Origin of the sequence: Vibrio sp. 2092, assembly GCF_033339635.1 — a bacterium.
GTDB lineage: Bacteria > Pseudomonadota > Gammaproteobacteria > Enterobacterales > Vibrionaceae > Vibrio > Vibrio alginolyticus.
Window position 1 is genome coordinate 341,319 of the sequence record NZ_JAWOUY010000004.1, and the last position, 13,997, is coordinate 355,315.

The window sequence follows — 13,997 nt, forward strand, 5'->3', positions numbered from 1 at the left end:
TCGTTAATAAATATAATGAAGAAGACTCAAGAATTGGATCTGGCACCTCGCTAACCAACCAGATAATGAGTTTTCTGGCAACAACTGCACGGTTGCTCGTGCCCCTGCTGGAAATGCGCGCTGCTGAGGTTCATCGATAGCTAAATGTAAACGTAAGCGCTGCGCGTCTCTCACCCAACGGTTTGAGTCAGTTGGTGTTGCTAAGCGACCATCCGCATCGAATTGACCCGAGCTGACCCCGGCATCCACACTCGTAATACGAGCTTCAAATACATCACCAGGTAAGCTATCAAAAGCCACTAACGCACGGCTGTTCTGATTAAAGTGTCGTAAACTCTTTTCACGAAAGTCGGCAATGATATCCACGTCATCGGAGACTAAAGCGACAAGAGGTGTACCAGCTGCCGCATAGGCCCCCGTCTCCAGCTGCAAGTTAGCGACAACGCCATCATGTTCCGCCGAGACTTGAGTGTAAGACAGATTAAGTTCCGCTTGTTTTAGCTGGTTTTGCGCCACGCGGATATTCACATTCGTTGCGCCTAAATCACCGCGGTTTACTTCCAACTCTTTTAAACGAGCACGTGCGGCCAGTAAGTTCGCTTTAGCTGCCGTTGCACTGCTCTGTGCGTCATCGCGCTGCTGTTGCGAAGTACCATTACGGTGAAACAGGGTATTAAGACGTTTTGCTTCGCGAACTTTTTGTTCCGCCACGATTTTGCTCGCTTCAACGTCTGCTTTTGCCGCAGCAATAGAAGCATCAAGTTGTTCGTTGTTTTGAATCACACGCTCAAGGTTAAGTTGAGCCTTTTCTACGGCGAGCTGATAAGGCTGGGGATCAATCTGAAATAGTAGATCGCCTTGGCTTATTTCTTGGTTGTTGGCAACATAAAGATGCGTAATCTGCCCACTCACACGGGGGGCCACTTTAGTTACCACACGCGTTGCCATTGCCTGAGGCGTCAACGGCATGGCGAGATCTGCAACTAGAAAATAGGCAAAGACAAGGACAAACGCGACGCAAGAATATTTGATCCAACGTGCGAATTTTTGATCTGGAGTCATAGGCGTTTACTTCTCTTTTTATTCGGTTTTCTGACTTATTCGCTAAGTGAATCAAGCGCATTGTGAGCAATCTGATCAAGAATCAATGAAAGCTGCTGAAGTTCCTGGTCGTTGATGTCCGTTAGGAGCTTGCTTCGAACTTGAAGAATTCGAGCCTCCATTTGCTTTAGTAGGGTTTTCCCCTCTTCTGTGAGGCTAACAATACGTGCTCGCTTATCGTGTTCACAGCAATGGCGAACGATCAGAGATTGCTCTTCTAATAATTTTAATGTTCGCATCAACGACGCTAACTCGATCTCAAGCGCTTCAGCCAAATGCTTCTGACTGATGTTGTCACCCATTCGATAAAGCTTCCATAACGCAGTCCAACGCGGATACGTTAGGTTTAAAGGCTCTAACTCGCGATCTGCAACCATTTTCCACAAACGAGCAACACGAGATAATTTTTCAGCCAGAGAAAGGTCTCGCAAACTGTTGATGTCTTGAATCATAAGATCTACTCAATTACTTAGCGTGCTAAGTAATATAAAATAGTTAGCACGCTAAGTAAATATCTTTTTGTGATTGAAATCACGTTGGGTGTGTCAGTGAAGGGGCAGAAATCTAAGTAACACAACACTATGTTTGAACTTGAAATGCAGCGATGTACACAACAAACGTCGAGACCAATAAAGTCTGATTTGTATAAGAGTAAAAGGGTCAGATACAAAAAAGCACAACCCACTGTCATGGTGTTGTGCTTTTCAGATAATGAATAATTGGGTTATCTCGTAGTGAGCCAATTCCTTATGTTCGCTCAACTAAGAACCGCTGCTTAAAATCCACAAATGCTTCATGGAGCGCATTTTCTTTAATCGGCTTGAGAAGCACGTAATTCGCACCCGATTCCATAAAGGCGTCACTGGTTTCTTTCGCGGTGTCAGCAGTACACGCATAAATTGGCGTGCCTAGTTTTAGCTTTTGTCGGATCTCTTTGGTCGTTTCAATTCCACCAAGATGCGGAAGTTGGTTGTCCATCAGTATCAAATCGTAAGTATGATCTTTTAAGAATTCCATTGCTTCTAACCCATCTTTCGCCCAATCAACCTGCATTTTGTACTTGTTACAAAACGCTTTTAGAATGAATGCGTTAGTATGGTTATCCTCTACCAACAACACTTTGAGACTCTCTGCAAATAGTTCACCTGGCTTAACTCGCAAACTCGAATCAAGAGGGGTGAGTACTCGCTCACGATCTTTCACTGGCATTGTAATGACAAAAGTCGTTCCTAAGCCTTTCTGACTGCGGACTTGAACATCACCTTCCAGCATGTCGACGAGGCTCTTCACAATGGTCAGCCCTAAGCCACTGCCGCCGTATTCTCGAGTCGTTGTTGCTTCTTCTTGAACAAAAGGCTCGAACATTTGGTCGAGTTTGTCAGACTCGATGCCGATACCTGTATCCGTAATTTCCACGACCAGCACGCTATTGTCAGCGCCATAGAACTGCTCAAGTTCAGCATGCAAGCGCACGCTACCCGAGGGCGTAAACTTTACTGAGTTACTGACTAGGTTGAATAAAATTTGGTTCAGACGAACTTGGTCAGTAAAGATTTCAACATTGGGATCTATTTTGTTTTCAATGACAAGGTTGACGCCTTTACTTTCACAAATAGGACGATAAATGTTTTCTAACGTTCGAATTGTATCAGTGAAAGAAAACGGGTGCTTTTGGATATTAAACTTACCCTGCTCAATCTTCGAAAAGTCCAAAATATCATTCAAAACAGCAAGTAAGTGCTCACCACTATGTCGAAGTACGTCAATTTGGTTATTCTGCTCTTCTGTTTCCACAGAGTCTTTTAGCAATTGAGCAACCCCTAAAATTCCATTGATTGGCGTTCGGATCTCATGGCTCATTTTAGCCAGAAAGTCGGCACGGGCTTGAGCAGATTTCTCTGCTTCTTTGCGCGCCAAGTTACTCTGTTTTTCCGCCTCAATTAGCGTGGTAATATCCTGACCTTGAACAATAATACCGCTAATATCTCCATCAACTCGAATCGGCGATAAGTTCCAGCGATATACTTTGTCTCCAATTGGCACATTAACGCCTGTCAACGTAGCTCCCTGAGCCGCCATGCGAAGGTGTGGCATCAACTTTTCTTTGAAACCTTTGAACACTGGGTGCATGGTTTCAACATCGTTTTCCATGACTAACTCTTTGCGTGCTGCCGGATTGATTTGGACAAGCACACCCGATTCAGACCACACCATAATAGGTGATAACGCAAAGTTAAACAGGTCGCGGAAAGAGCGCTTTTGTGCTTCAAGCTCTTCAAAAGTGTTTTCTAGTGTCGAACCAATATGATCGAATTCCTCAATATCTGACCCCTCAAAACGCTCAAATCCTTTTTCTTCACGAGCCGAGCGGGTATATGCCATCAGGGATCCTAACTCTTCAACTACTCGATTCTCGATCCATTCTTTAGTCATTAGCGCAATCATGACCATACCGATAACTGAGGCTAGCATTGCTAGCAGGTGTTGGATTTGCAATGTCACCACGCTCTGATTGTCTTGCACAGTAAGCAAGCACAAGTCAGTCTCGGCGGCATTTACCTCAATAGGGGTTTTGATGATCAATAATTGGTCAAGCTTGTGCTGGGACTCTCGTCGTTTGAGTACGTCAAATATTTGATAAGCCTCATCTCCTACTAATGAGCTTGCCAATGGTGTGTTGTTAGCGACCAACACAACATTGTCGACGTTGCCTTCATTTTTTAACCTTTCCATCAACCCAAAGTTATTATCTAAAACAACAACATTGTAAGAGTACCCCATCACTTCACCGGTTTTAGGTTGTAAAACGGGTACGCGACGAAGTAACAGATGGCGAGTTCCCATCGGGGTCTGTGAGGGTAGATAATACCAGTTGTTGCTAAAGGTCACCTGACTGGCAAGTCGGCTAAGTATCAGATTGTTGATGCCATAGAAATGCGCGTTGCCATCGTCCCAAATAATACCTTGATGATCGGTTAGGAAACGAAACTCTGGTGTATGGGAAGGATCACTCTGGTCAATACTCATGAAAAAGTAATTGAGTGCCTCTTCATCACGTTCTGTATAAAAATCCAATACAACATCACTTTTCGAATTGCTGTTGTGATGAATCTGAATCGCTGCAAAATGGCTATCAAAAATGTTCAGGATCAGGGCAGAGGTCTGCTGCTTGGTTCGGTCGACTTCCTGCCAAATAATCTGCTTCGAGAAGTAATAACTCTGAACAAAGATGCCTAGAATGATCGGAGCAAGTACGAGAATAATTATTTTGGTAATAAGCGTCGACAGTGAGCGACGCTTTCTTGTTTTTGATGTAGTTGTCATCAATTATCTGAGTATCTAAATGCACGTTTTCTTAATGCTTCAATTCTTTCTGGAGAGTCCGATTTGGTAACGACTTCAAAATCACCAGAGTAAACGGTGGGAACTGGCTTTCCTTCTAAATCCCACTTAATGGCCTCAGCCATTGCAATACCTGTATCATCGTTCATACGCATAACGGTAACGTCTAACTCCCCTTTAGAAAGCGCCTCTAACTCTGCTGAACCGCCGCCCCAACCATTGATCATGACATCATCACGACCTAACTCTTTAAGAGCGTCAACAGCACCTAATGCTACATCGGTAGAACACGCGTAAATGAAATCAACGTCCGGATACTTCTCCAAACTGGCTTTTGCAGCTTCATACCCAGATTGCTTTGTTGCTTTGGTGTAGTAAGCAGATTGTAGTTCAAATTGATTATCGCGGTTCACTTGGTTGATAAAAGTGTTGCCTCTGATGTCACTAATGTAGCCCTCTGAGAAGTAGAGAACACTATAGTGGCTATGTTTAGGGAAACGCTTGCCAAACTCAACGGCCAATTCACGACTTCCTTCTGCGTGGTCGAAACCAACATAAAGAAACGGCTGATGATGTTCCCAATCCCTAACAGGTGTGGTGATATTTTGTAAAATTAACTTGGTTTTCTTTGAATCTAAGACATGCTCAACAAACTTACGATGTCTTGTGGTATCTAGAGTAAAGATCAAGTAATCGGAGTTGCTTTTCAGCGCCTCCATTAAAGACAAACTTTGCTGCTTTATATCTGCATTAGGACGAGTAAACACTTGATTTAGTTGATAGTCGATATCAAGCTTATCTAGGCGTTTTTCAAACGCATCGATGTTTCGAATCCAATAATCAGAGATCTGCTGCCCTGGATAAACAACAGAAATTTTCAGTGGACGCTTTTTGTCTTTTGCTACGGGTACAGGGGTTTCTCTTACCACTTCAGCCAACGCACTAGTTAGCTGCTTCTGTTGTGGAAACTGGTCTAAAAATTCTTGATATGCCCAATACCCATTAAGAACTTGGGTGGCCTGCACATTCGGCGTAAAAGCGGCCATTGAAATCAGGGAGAATACTAACGCTTTTTTCATCTACTGCTCTTTTAGCTTTTTTATGAGCCTAATTCAGCTCTATTCATTACCTAGCCGAGTCATCCTATACTCTTGTAATCTACCTTCCTCTTAGTGTCTGTTTCAATAGTAAATTGGTTCTTGGTCTGAGTGGATGCAAATGAAAGTACATTGAGTCGCTTCCTTTATCTCGATGACGCAAAGACATTTCGCGCTTTTCATATTCAGGACCTGTAAACAGAACACCAGCCCATTATGCGTCAGTTTATTCCTACATGGTACTCCAAAAACAAAAAGAAACCGCCAATGTGACATGGGCGGTTTCCGTGTATCTTTGCGTAGCAAGGGCTTATCAGAGTGCCACTATCTCTAACATCATTTGTTGATGTTCGTCGACGACAATATTTGCTTTTGACATAACGAGCAGCTCTTTTTTCGCTTTAGTTAGTTGCTTAATATAGTACTCTGCTCGCATGGCAAGCGTCTTTGACTCAAAATCCGATGACCATTCCAATACCAAAGGGCCTTTTCCCTTCAAAGCTTTCGCTCCTTTTCCGGTTTGGTGCTGATTGAATCTTCGTTCAACATCATTGGTAACACCACAATACAACGCGTTGCGGTTATTTCGTATCAGATAGACACTCCAACGCTGCGTTGTATTTTCCATCATGAAAGCAGTGACTCAACCTTAGCTTTTAATTCATCCAGCTCTTCTTTCAGCTGAGCGACTTCGAGCTCTAGCTGACTTACTCGATCGGAGCTCGAGATTGCAGCAGACACAGGCGCTGCAAGTTCGGACGCATCAACATCACCACAGAACAAATGCATATAACGCGACTCCCGCTTACCAGCCTCACGTGGTAATTTGACCACTAATGGTCCTTTCTCTTCGCTTGCTAAATGCTCAAGGACCGTTTCCACTTCTTTTACATCATGAAATGTCGCGAGACGATTAGTACGAGTACGAATTTCCCCAGGTGTTTGAGCACCGCGCAAAAGCATACAGCATACAATGCCCTTCTCCTGCTCTGTCAGCTTTAAATCACCAAATTCCGTATTACAGAAACGGTGTTGATACTTGCTGACGCGGCTGTTGAACGCACTTTCGTCACTGACGAGCCTGCGCTCAATAAGAGCATCAACGGCATCGAGAACGTCTGACTCAGAGAGTGACATCACGGGATCACGGTTGCTTTTTTGATTACACGCGTTGGTTAATGCGTTTAGGCTGAGGGGGTAAAGATCTGGGGTAGTGACTTCTTTTTCGATCAAGCAACCAATAACTCGTGCTTCAATTGCCGTTAGCTCAACTTTCATAATGCATTTCCTTATTATTTTTGCATTTGACTTTGTACCTAAATCGCTTCGAAATCATACGCCATAAATTCACACAGCAGTGCAAGAAGCGTTAGCGGTTCAGGTGTTGGTGTCAGGCTAAAGCATAGCGTAAGACCTGACACCCCTTACGAATAGGGTCAGGTATCAATGCTCCGAGAGAATCGGCACTCTCGTCAAATTGCCATCTTGGTCGACCATCATTATTTTTGAACGATTAAGCTCAACTTCGATGATTTCGAGTTGCTCGCGAGCGTTGATATACGCCGTTTTTAACTTTTCAGCCACAGAGCGAGTGACTTGCTCATTATCTTGACTATTTACTTGCTCCGCAGTGTTACCAGAGTCCATATCAAGTTCATCATTTTGCATTCAATGGTGTTGATAATATAGTGAAGGCCACGTTATGACAATGAATCGATGGATTCTACGATGTTGGCCAAAACTCGAAGAAAGCAGCACGATTATATGGACACAGCGCAATTGGTTGAGAAATGTTCAACTCTGCATTGCTATTGATCTAAAGACTGTTATGCCACTGGATGTTGTGCTTTAATCGAGGAAGATATTCATAAAATTAGGAAAGAGAACTATGAGTAGCGTATTTGAAATCGTTAACCAAGCTCGTCGTAAAAACAAACTAAAACGTGAGCTTCTTGATAACGAGAAGAAAGTTCGTGATAACCGTAAACGTGTTGATCTTCTAGAAAACCTTCTAGACTACATCAAACCAGAAATGACTCACGATGAAATCGTCGCAATCATCAAAAATATGAAAGCAGACTATGAAGATCGTGTTGATGACCACATCATTAAAAGCGCTGAGATCTCTAAAGCACGTCGTGACATCAGCCGTCGCATTCGTGAGCTGACTGAAGAAGACAAGCAAACTAGCGGCAAAAAATAAACGCGTAAGCTAGATTTTCGAACCCCGAGCAAGAATATCTTCCTCGGGGTTTATTTTTGTCTCTAAACTAACCGCCGTGTACAATCAATCTAACTCTTATTCCTAACGCATTCAGCTTTCTATGTCTTCAACTACGACAAGTACACAACCAACGCTTGCAAAACAATTATTTACGATGACCTGGCCAATGCTTTTTGGTGTTCTGTCTTTAATGAGCTTTCAGCTTGTGGATAGCGCGTTTATCGGTCAGCTCGGCGTTTTACCGTTAGCCGCTCAAGGTTTCACTCTGCCTTTGCAAATGGTCATTATCGGCATTCAAGTCGGTCTAGGGATCGCAACGACAGCGGTCATTTCTAAAGCTCTTGGGGCGAATGAAAGTCGGTATGCCAAACAACTTGGCGGATTGGTATTGATGATCGGCTCAATTGGTGTCGCTATTTTTGGCGGGCTAATTTGGCTTTTGCGCTACCCCATTTTAGCTCTATTAAGCGCTCCAGAATCTGTTATGCCGATAATCGACAGTTACTGGCCTTGGTGGTTATTAAGCTCATGGACTGGTGCGGTTTTGTATTTTTATTACAGTATCTGCCGAGCTAATGGCAATACAATGTTACCTGGCACAATGATGATGATAACCAGCGGCGTGAACCTTGTACTCGATCCGCTATTTATTTTCACGTTTGACTTGGGTATTAACGGAGCGGCAATAGCAACCATCGTCGCTTTTGGGTTTGGTATTTTAGTCGTCGCTCCTCGCGTGAAAAAGAATCACTGGGCAACGACACAATGGCAAGATCTTAACGTAGCCAAAAGTGTTGCATCTATCGGTAACATTATGGGCCCTGCGATGATTAGCCAACTGCTGCCACCGTTGTCTTCCATGCTAGCAACAAAATTATTGGCAAGCTTTGGAACCGCAGCAGTCGCCGCTTGGGCGCTTGGTTCACGCTATGAGTTCTTTGCTATCGTTTCGGTCTTGGCGCTGACAATGTCTATGCCTCCAATGGTTGGACGCTTACTTGGAGCAAAGAACTATGAAGATATCCAAAGGCTCGTCAGTATTGCCGTAAAATTCATTCTAGGTTTCCAACTTTTGATTGCTGCCATTACATTTGCCGTCGCAAACCCACTCGCATTATTGATGACAAGTGATGTGCAAGTGGAGCAAGTCTTGGAAATGCATTTACTGATAGTGCCGATCAGTTTGGGTTCATTAGGGGTTTGTATGCTAATGGTTTCTCTTTGTAATGCATTAGGCAAATCTTACACCGCGCTCACTATTTCAGCGCTGCGCTTGTTTGTCTTTTTCCTACCGTGCTTGTGGGTTGGCGCTCAAATGGATGGAATCCGAGGTTTACTCTTAGGCGCTTGTATCGGCAACCTGTTAGCTGGTGTTTCCGCATACCTAACCTATCGCCAAACCATACGCAAACTCGCAGGCGCTCAAGCCAACGCGTAACGATGAATAATCAGAACTAAGCCCCTGAAATGGGGCTTAATCGTTTTGACACCTTGTCTAAGTTGAAATGTTAGCTAGGCGAGTTTTAATTCACTAAAGAGCTCAAACAACTGGTTCGATTTATACGGCTTAGGTAAATAAGCATCCATGCCTGCCGCAAAACAGTTGTGGATGTCTTCTTCCAAAACACTCGCAGTGAGTGCGATAATCATCGTTTTTTCACGTCCTGCTTTCTTTTCCCAACGACGAATTTCTTTCGTCGCGGTCAGTCCATCCATCACGGGCATCATGCAGTCCATTAAAATTGCATCGAATTCTTCTCCCTTTGTGATGGCTTCTAACGCTTCTTGACCGTTGCTTGTTATCAAATAGTCATAACCTGCTTTATCCAGAAAGAAACTCGCTATTTTCTGGTTCATCAAGTTATCCTCCGCAATTAAGATCCTCCGATGAGAGCGCGACGCTCGATATTCAGAGCTGACAACATTATTGGTGACATTGTCACTTGATATAGTCTTTTCAACCTTAGCTAAATCATCAATGACATGCTTAAATCGATTGCCAAGGAAAGGTAATGTGAGTACGGCATGTACTTTTTCTGCATTTTCGTAGGGAGTGGATAAATGATGCTGGCAAATAATCACACGGCGAAGATCGTAATTAAATGATAGATTATCCAAGATTTCATCGGTATTAGCGTCGTTACTGTGGCACAGAAATATGACATCAAAGTCATCATTTATCGCTTGCACTTCATTCACATTATTAACACCAAAGAGATTGATTTTCGCTAAGCGACACTCTTTTAATACTTGGTCGGCGTAGTCGTAATTTGAGCAGATCAAAAGCCCTTTATTAATCACCTCCGAACGCCAGCCAAACACCGGAATTGCTTCAACCTCAATCGAGAATTCAAAGCATGTGCCCACTCCTTTTGTAGATGTTGCTACGAGCTTGCCCCCCATCATCGACACAAGCTGACAACAAATTGCCAAACCCAACCCTGTGCCGCCAAATTGCCTCGACACTCCTTCATCTTCCTGAGTAAAGGGTTCAAAAATCGTGGTTAACTTATCTTGATCAATGCCTATTCCGGTATCTTCTACTTTAAACGTCAGCACTCCACGTTCTTTCTCAAGTAACTCCTCATAACTAACATCAACGCATACATGCCCACTTTCGGTAAACTTAACCGCATTCGATACCAGATTCGTAACGACCTGTTTGACACGATGATCATCGACCATCACGCGAATGGGGATATTTTCAGCTAAATTAATACCTAACTTTAGCTGTTTAGATGTTGCTTTGGATTGGAATAAAATCATCGACTGATACACGACTTCTCGGATATCCGCTTCTACTAGTGACAGCTCCAATCGTCCAGACTCGATTTTAGAGAGATCCAATATATCGTTAAGTAAAGTAAGCAGTGTTTGAGATGAGGAGTCAATGTCATCAACAACTTCTTGTTGATGCGAAGACAACTCACTTTGAGAGAGTATTTCTGTCATGCCCATGATCCCGTTAAGGGGCGTGCGTATTTCATGTGACATGTTGGCAAGAAACACAGATTTTGCACGATTAGCCGATACTGCTGACTCTTTTGCATGCAGTATTTCTTCAGTTTGTCTCTGCATTTCTTCAACCACTCGATTCACTTGCTGAGCAAAAATGGTCAGTTCATCACTTCCATCAACTTTGACTTTTGTTTGCTTCTCTTCGGAGTTGATCAACGCGTTTAAAGTGTGAATGATCGCATCGAGTTTGCTGTTAACTCGGAACCAAGTACTAAATCCGAGCCAACAAAGCAGGATAACCACTAAGGCAACGCCAAAACTGATCACCGCTATATTGGCCTTTTGTTCATGAACCTGCGTGAGAAGCGACTGCTCAGTTTGTTTGGTGAACCCATCAATGAGCACTTGTAAGCGCTGCACACGAAAATCGAGTTCTTTTAAATATGCGGCGTAGTCACTTTGTGACATGTCTCCTGACATTAATTGTCCGCGAGACGCCAAGTTTCTCTGATATCTCGGCGAAGTAAACAAGCCAAGCAATTTATCCACTTGCTCGTATGACCCACCTAAGTTTAAAAACGCATCCAAATTTTGCTGCTGTCGGTCAATCGCCTGATAAAACATGCTTTGACTTAGCCGACTCTTAGGGTCTTGGACTAAACGGTTCGTCAGCCAAGCTTCTTTCTGTGTCCAAAAAGAGAGCTGAGCAAGGTAGGCAATAAAATTTTGCATGCGAATGCCATCGTCACTGCCATACCATTGATGATTTTGCAACAAAGAGCGCGACATATTTTGGAGCTGTTGAAATGCCCAATCACCCAGGTCGTCCATCTCACTCAATCTACCTGACAATACCCCCAGCATGGCTTCTTTCAGTTCATCAGCATACTCAGCAGTATTAGGGTTACTCACAAACTTTTGATGCAAAGAAGAAATAACTTCACCTTGTTCTTCAATATTAATGGCTGCAGAGACTTGAAGATCAGGCTGTCGGCGTACTTTCTCTATGGAGTAAATAAAGTGGGAGGCCTTGGATATCAATTGGAAACCTTGAATATTGCTAACCGTTTGATTGAGACGGCTCACGCGCAACGCATTATCAGAAAACTGCTGAACTGCAAACACCACTATTACCACAGCGGGTAATAGTGCGAGGAGTGCTAAGCGTGTTTTTATTGATAATCTCAACATCCATCAGCCTAATGGTTGATTTCATCCGTTTATTTAATATTAGACTAGTTTCTTGCATTGAAAGGCATATACGACATTGTTACTTTCAAACAACATTCACCTACCTAGATTATGGTTATTGTGAGTGTTTTATCATCGGCTAATGAAGTGGCAATTGTGATTCAAGTCATATTTTTTGATCTTAAAGTTGGATGCAAACAATAAAGTTTCACTCACAACTAAGAGTCGCATCACTTTTCAGGAAATCATCTATTGTATGTTTACCTATTGAGTTGCCTTATCGAGTCAAATCACACAAAAATGCAAAATATCCATTTTTGTCAACAAAACTAATTTGAAAGCAAACGTTATCATCGCAAAAAAAGTAAGTTACTTTCTAAATGTCAATACGTGAAAACCACTGCTTTAGTCACATTAATCCACCACTAACGTCCCCTTAAGTAGTGTTTTACACTGGATTTAATTTTCCTAGCAGAATAAGGACTCTGACCTTAGAATCCGCACACATAACTATTACAACCCGATTACATAACCCACCACACTCTTGCACGCTGCCGAAGAGGCAACAGCAGAGAGTATGGTTAGCCCCCAAAACGTGAAAGGTCTAATACAACAATGAGTCCAGAGAAATATCTCCAAGACTGGCAAACTAGCCAAACGATTGCTGAATCTATTTCCCCTCTAATTGGTAAGCTATATCGTCAAAAAGGAATCGAAGTGGTTCTGTTTGGTAAAACGCTTATTAATGCTACTACTATAGACATTCTCAAAACTCATCGCGTTGCAAGACGTTATACCGGTAACCCACTTTCGCTTGAGCACACGATGCCTATTATTCAAGCGCTTTGTGAAATGAGCATTTCTTCATGCCGTGTCGATGTTGGCCAATTGGCAACTATGTACTGGAATGAACATGACGATACAAGCTCTCTAAACGATTTCCTTATCACTGCACTTGATGGCGCTCGCGACGCAGATTCTTCATTGAAAGCGCGTGATGTGGTTCTTTACGGGTTCGGTCGCATTGGTCGACTACTTACTCGCCTTCTCATTGAGAAAAGTGGTCCAGGTTACCCACTAAGACTACGTGCGATTGTGGTTCGTGGCGGTAAAAAAGGCGATTTGGAGAAGCGTGCTAGCTTGTTGCGTCGTGACTCAGTTCACGGTCAGTTCAACGGTAGCATTGTTATCGATGAAGAGCGTAAAGCACTGATCGTTAACGGCAACTACATCCAAATCATCTACGCAAATAACCCAAGCGAAGTGGATTACTCAGCTTTCGGTATCAATAACGCGCTAGTTGTTGATAACACAGGTGTTTGGCGTGATTCTGAAGGCCTGAGCCAACACTTAGCGTGTAAAGGCGCAGAGAAAGTACTGCTAACAGCACCAGGTAAAGGTGACATCAAAAACGTTGTATTCGGTGTAAATGAGTCGGTAATTAAAGAAGATGACACCATCATCTCTGCGGCAAGCTGTACAACAAATGCAATCACGCCAGTCCTTAAGGCTCTGAACGATAAATATGGTGTTCTTTCTGGCCATATTGAAACCGTGCACTCATACACAAACGACCAAAATTTGATCGACAACTTCCACTCTGGTGACCGTCGCGGACGTAGTGCTTCACTAAACATGGTTCTGACTTCAACAGGCGCGGCAAAAGCAGTTGCTAAAGCATTGCCAGAGCTTGCAGGCAAGCTAACAGGCAACGCGATTCGCGTACCGACACCAAACGTATCTATGGCAGTCGCTAATCTAAACTTAGGTGAAGACGTAGACCGTGATTCACTGAACGATTACTTGCGTGAAATGGCGTTGAACTCTGAGCTTTCGGCACAGATTGACTACACCGATTCAACAGAAATTGTATCAACTGACTTAGTTGGTTCTCGTCATGCAGGCGTCGTAGATGGTCAAGCGACTATCGCACAAGACAAGCGTTGTGTACTTTACATCTGGTACGACAACGAATTCGGTTACAGCTGCCAAGTTGTGCACTGTATGGAACAAATGATGGGTGTTCGTTACCAAACATTCCCTCGATAGGTGAACTTTGCTCCACAACGTTAACCACATAGCGT

General features: G+C 43.3%; 11 protein-coding genes. 3 read left to right on the forward strand and 8 right to left on the reverse strand.

What is annotated here, in order from left to right:
• Positions 1-3 precede the first annotated feature (3 nt).
• The 7 genes from R7P80_RS10125 to R7P80_RS10155 all read right to left on the reverse strand — a co-directional run bounded on the left by R7P80_RS10125 (position 4) and on the right by R7P80_RS10155 (position 7,187).
• Complete coding sequence (locus R7P80_RS10125; RefSeq protein ID WP_017635178.1) at positions 4-1,062, reverse strand: HlyD family secretion protein; 1,059 nt, start codon at positions 1,060-1,062, stop codon at positions 4-6.
• 35 nt (positions 1,063-1,097) lie between these two features.
• A complete protein-coding gene (slyA, locus tag R7P80_RS10130; RefSeq protein ID WP_017635177.1) occupies positions 1,098-1,553 on the reverse strand; it encodes a transcriptional regulator SlyA in 456 nt (151 codons plus the stop codon).
• A gap of 295 nt (positions 1,554-1,848) precedes the next feature.
• On the reverse strand, positions 1,849-4,425 hold the full coding sequence (gene luxQ, locus R7P80_RS10135; RefSeq protein ID WP_017635176.1) for a quorum-sensing autoinducer 2 sensor kinase/phosphatase LuxQ: 2,577 nt from the start codon (positions 4,423-4,425) through the stop codon (positions 1,849-1,851).
• Positions 4,425-5,522, reverse strand: coding sequence for an autoinducer 2-binding periplasmic protein LuxP (locus R7P80_RS10140; protein ID WP_104980502.1), 1,098 nt, complete (start codon positions 5,520-5,522; stop codon positions 4,425-4,427). Before R7P80_RS10140 ends, luxQ begins: the two co-directional genes overlap by 1 nt.
• A gap of 331 nt (positions 5,523-5,853) precedes the next feature.
• Positions 5,854-6,171, reverse strand: coding sequence for a GIY-YIG nuclease family protein (locus R7P80_RS10145; protein ID WP_053304534.1), 318 nt, complete (start codon positions 6,169-6,171; stop codon positions 5,854-5,856).
• Complete coding sequence (locus R7P80_RS10150; RefSeq protein WP_054576121.1) at positions 6,168-6,818, reverse strand: YceH family protein; 651 nt, start codon at positions 6,816-6,818, stop codon at positions 6,168-6,170. Before R7P80_RS10150 ends, R7P80_RS10145 begins: the two co-directional genes overlap by 4 nt.
• A 165-nt stretch (positions 6,819-6,983) precedes the next feature.
• Positions 6,984-7,187, reverse strand: a complete 204-nt coding sequence (locus tag R7P80_RS10155; protein WP_031777159.1) for a hypothetical protein — start codon at positions 7,185-7,187, stop codon at positions 6,984-6,986.
• 241 nt (positions 7,188-7,428) lie between these two features.
• On the opposite strand from R7P80_RS10155, the gene R7P80_RS10160 reads away from it, so the two are divergent.
• Complete coding sequence (locus tag R7P80_RS10160; protein ID WP_005373603.1) at positions 7,429-7,743, forward strand: DUF496 family protein; 315 nt, start codon at positions 7,429-7,431, stop codon at positions 7,741-7,743.
• 121 nt (positions 7,744-7,864) lie between these two features.
• Positions 7,865-9,202 carry an MATE family efflux transporter gene (locus R7P80_RS10165; RefSeq protein WP_005385628.1) on the forward strand — a complete coding sequence of 446 codons (1,338 nt, stop codon included), beginning with the start codon at positions 7,865-7,867 and terminating at the stop codon, positions 9,200-9,202.
• 74 nt (positions 9,203-9,276) lie between these two features.
• On the opposite strand, the gene R7P80_RS10170 is transcribed toward R7P80_RS10165, so the two are convergent.
• The gene (locus tag R7P80_RS10170) at positions 9,277-11,913 is read right to left on the reverse strand and encodes an ATP-binding protein (protein WP_158173409.1); all 2,637 of its coding nucleotides are present in this window, start codon (positions 11,911-11,913) and stop codon (positions 9,277-9,279) included.
• A 615-nt stretch (positions 11,914-12,528) separates the two neighbouring features.
• Here R7P80_RS10170 and R7P80_RS10175 point away from each other — a divergent pair.
• Positions 12,529-13,962 carry a glyceraldehyde-3-phosphate dehydrogenase gene (locus R7P80_RS10175; RefSeq protein WP_025767937.1) on the forward strand — a complete coding sequence of 478 codons (1,434 nt, stop codon included), beginning with the start codon at positions 12,529-12,531 and terminating at the stop codon, positions 13,960-13,962.
• Positions 13,963-13,997 lie beyond the last annotated feature (35 nt).

What these genes read in the sequence shown, in the direction of transcription:
- R7P80_RS10145 (WP_053304534.1), bottom strand. Translation starts at nt 6,171, where the DNA reads ATGATGGAAAATACAACGCAGCGTTGGAGTGTCTATCTGATACGAAAT.
- R7P80_RS10165 (WP_005385628.1), top strand. Translation starts at nt 7,865, where the DNA reads ATGTCTTCAACTACGACAAGTACACAACCAACGCTTGCAAAACAATTA.
- R7P80_RS10125 (WP_017635178.1), bottom strand. Translation starts at nt 1,062, where the DNA reads ATGACTCCAGATCAAAAATTCGCACGTTGGATCAAATATTCTTGCGTC.
- R7P80_RS10175 (WP_025767937.1), top strand. Translation starts at nt 12,529, where the DNA reads ATGAGTCCAGAGAAATATCTCCAAGACTGGCAAACTAGCCAAACGATT.
- R7P80_RS10170 (WP_158173409.1), bottom strand. Translation starts at nt 11,913, where the DNA reads ATGTTGAGATTATCAATAAAAACACGCTTAGCACTCCTCGCACTATTA.
- R7P80_RS10155 (WP_031777159.1), bottom strand. Translation starts at nt 7,187, where the DNA reads ATGGACTCTGGTAACACTGCGGAGCAAGTAAATAGTCAAGATAATGAG.
- R7P80_RS10140 (WP_104980502.1), bottom strand. Translation starts at nt 5,522, where the DNA reads ATGAAAAAAGCGTTAGTATTCTCCCTGATTTCAATGGCCGCTTTTACG.
- R7P80_RS10150 (WP_054576121.1), bottom strand. Translation starts at nt 6,818, where the DNA reads ATGAAAGTTGAGCTAACGGCAATTGAAGCACGAGTTATTGGTTGCTTG.
- slyA (WP_017635177.1), bottom strand. Translation starts at nt 1,553, where the DNA reads ATGATTCAAGACATCAACAGTTTGCGAGACCTTTCTCTGGCTGAAAAA.
- luxQ (WP_017635176.1), bottom strand. Translation starts at nt 4,425, where the DNA reads ATGACAACTACATCAAAAACAAGAAAGCGTCGCTCACTGTCGACGCTT.
- R7P80_RS10160 (WP_005373603.1), top strand. Translation starts at nt 7,429, where the DNA reads ATGAGTAGCGTATTTGAAATCGTTAACCAAGCTCGTCGTAAAAACAAA.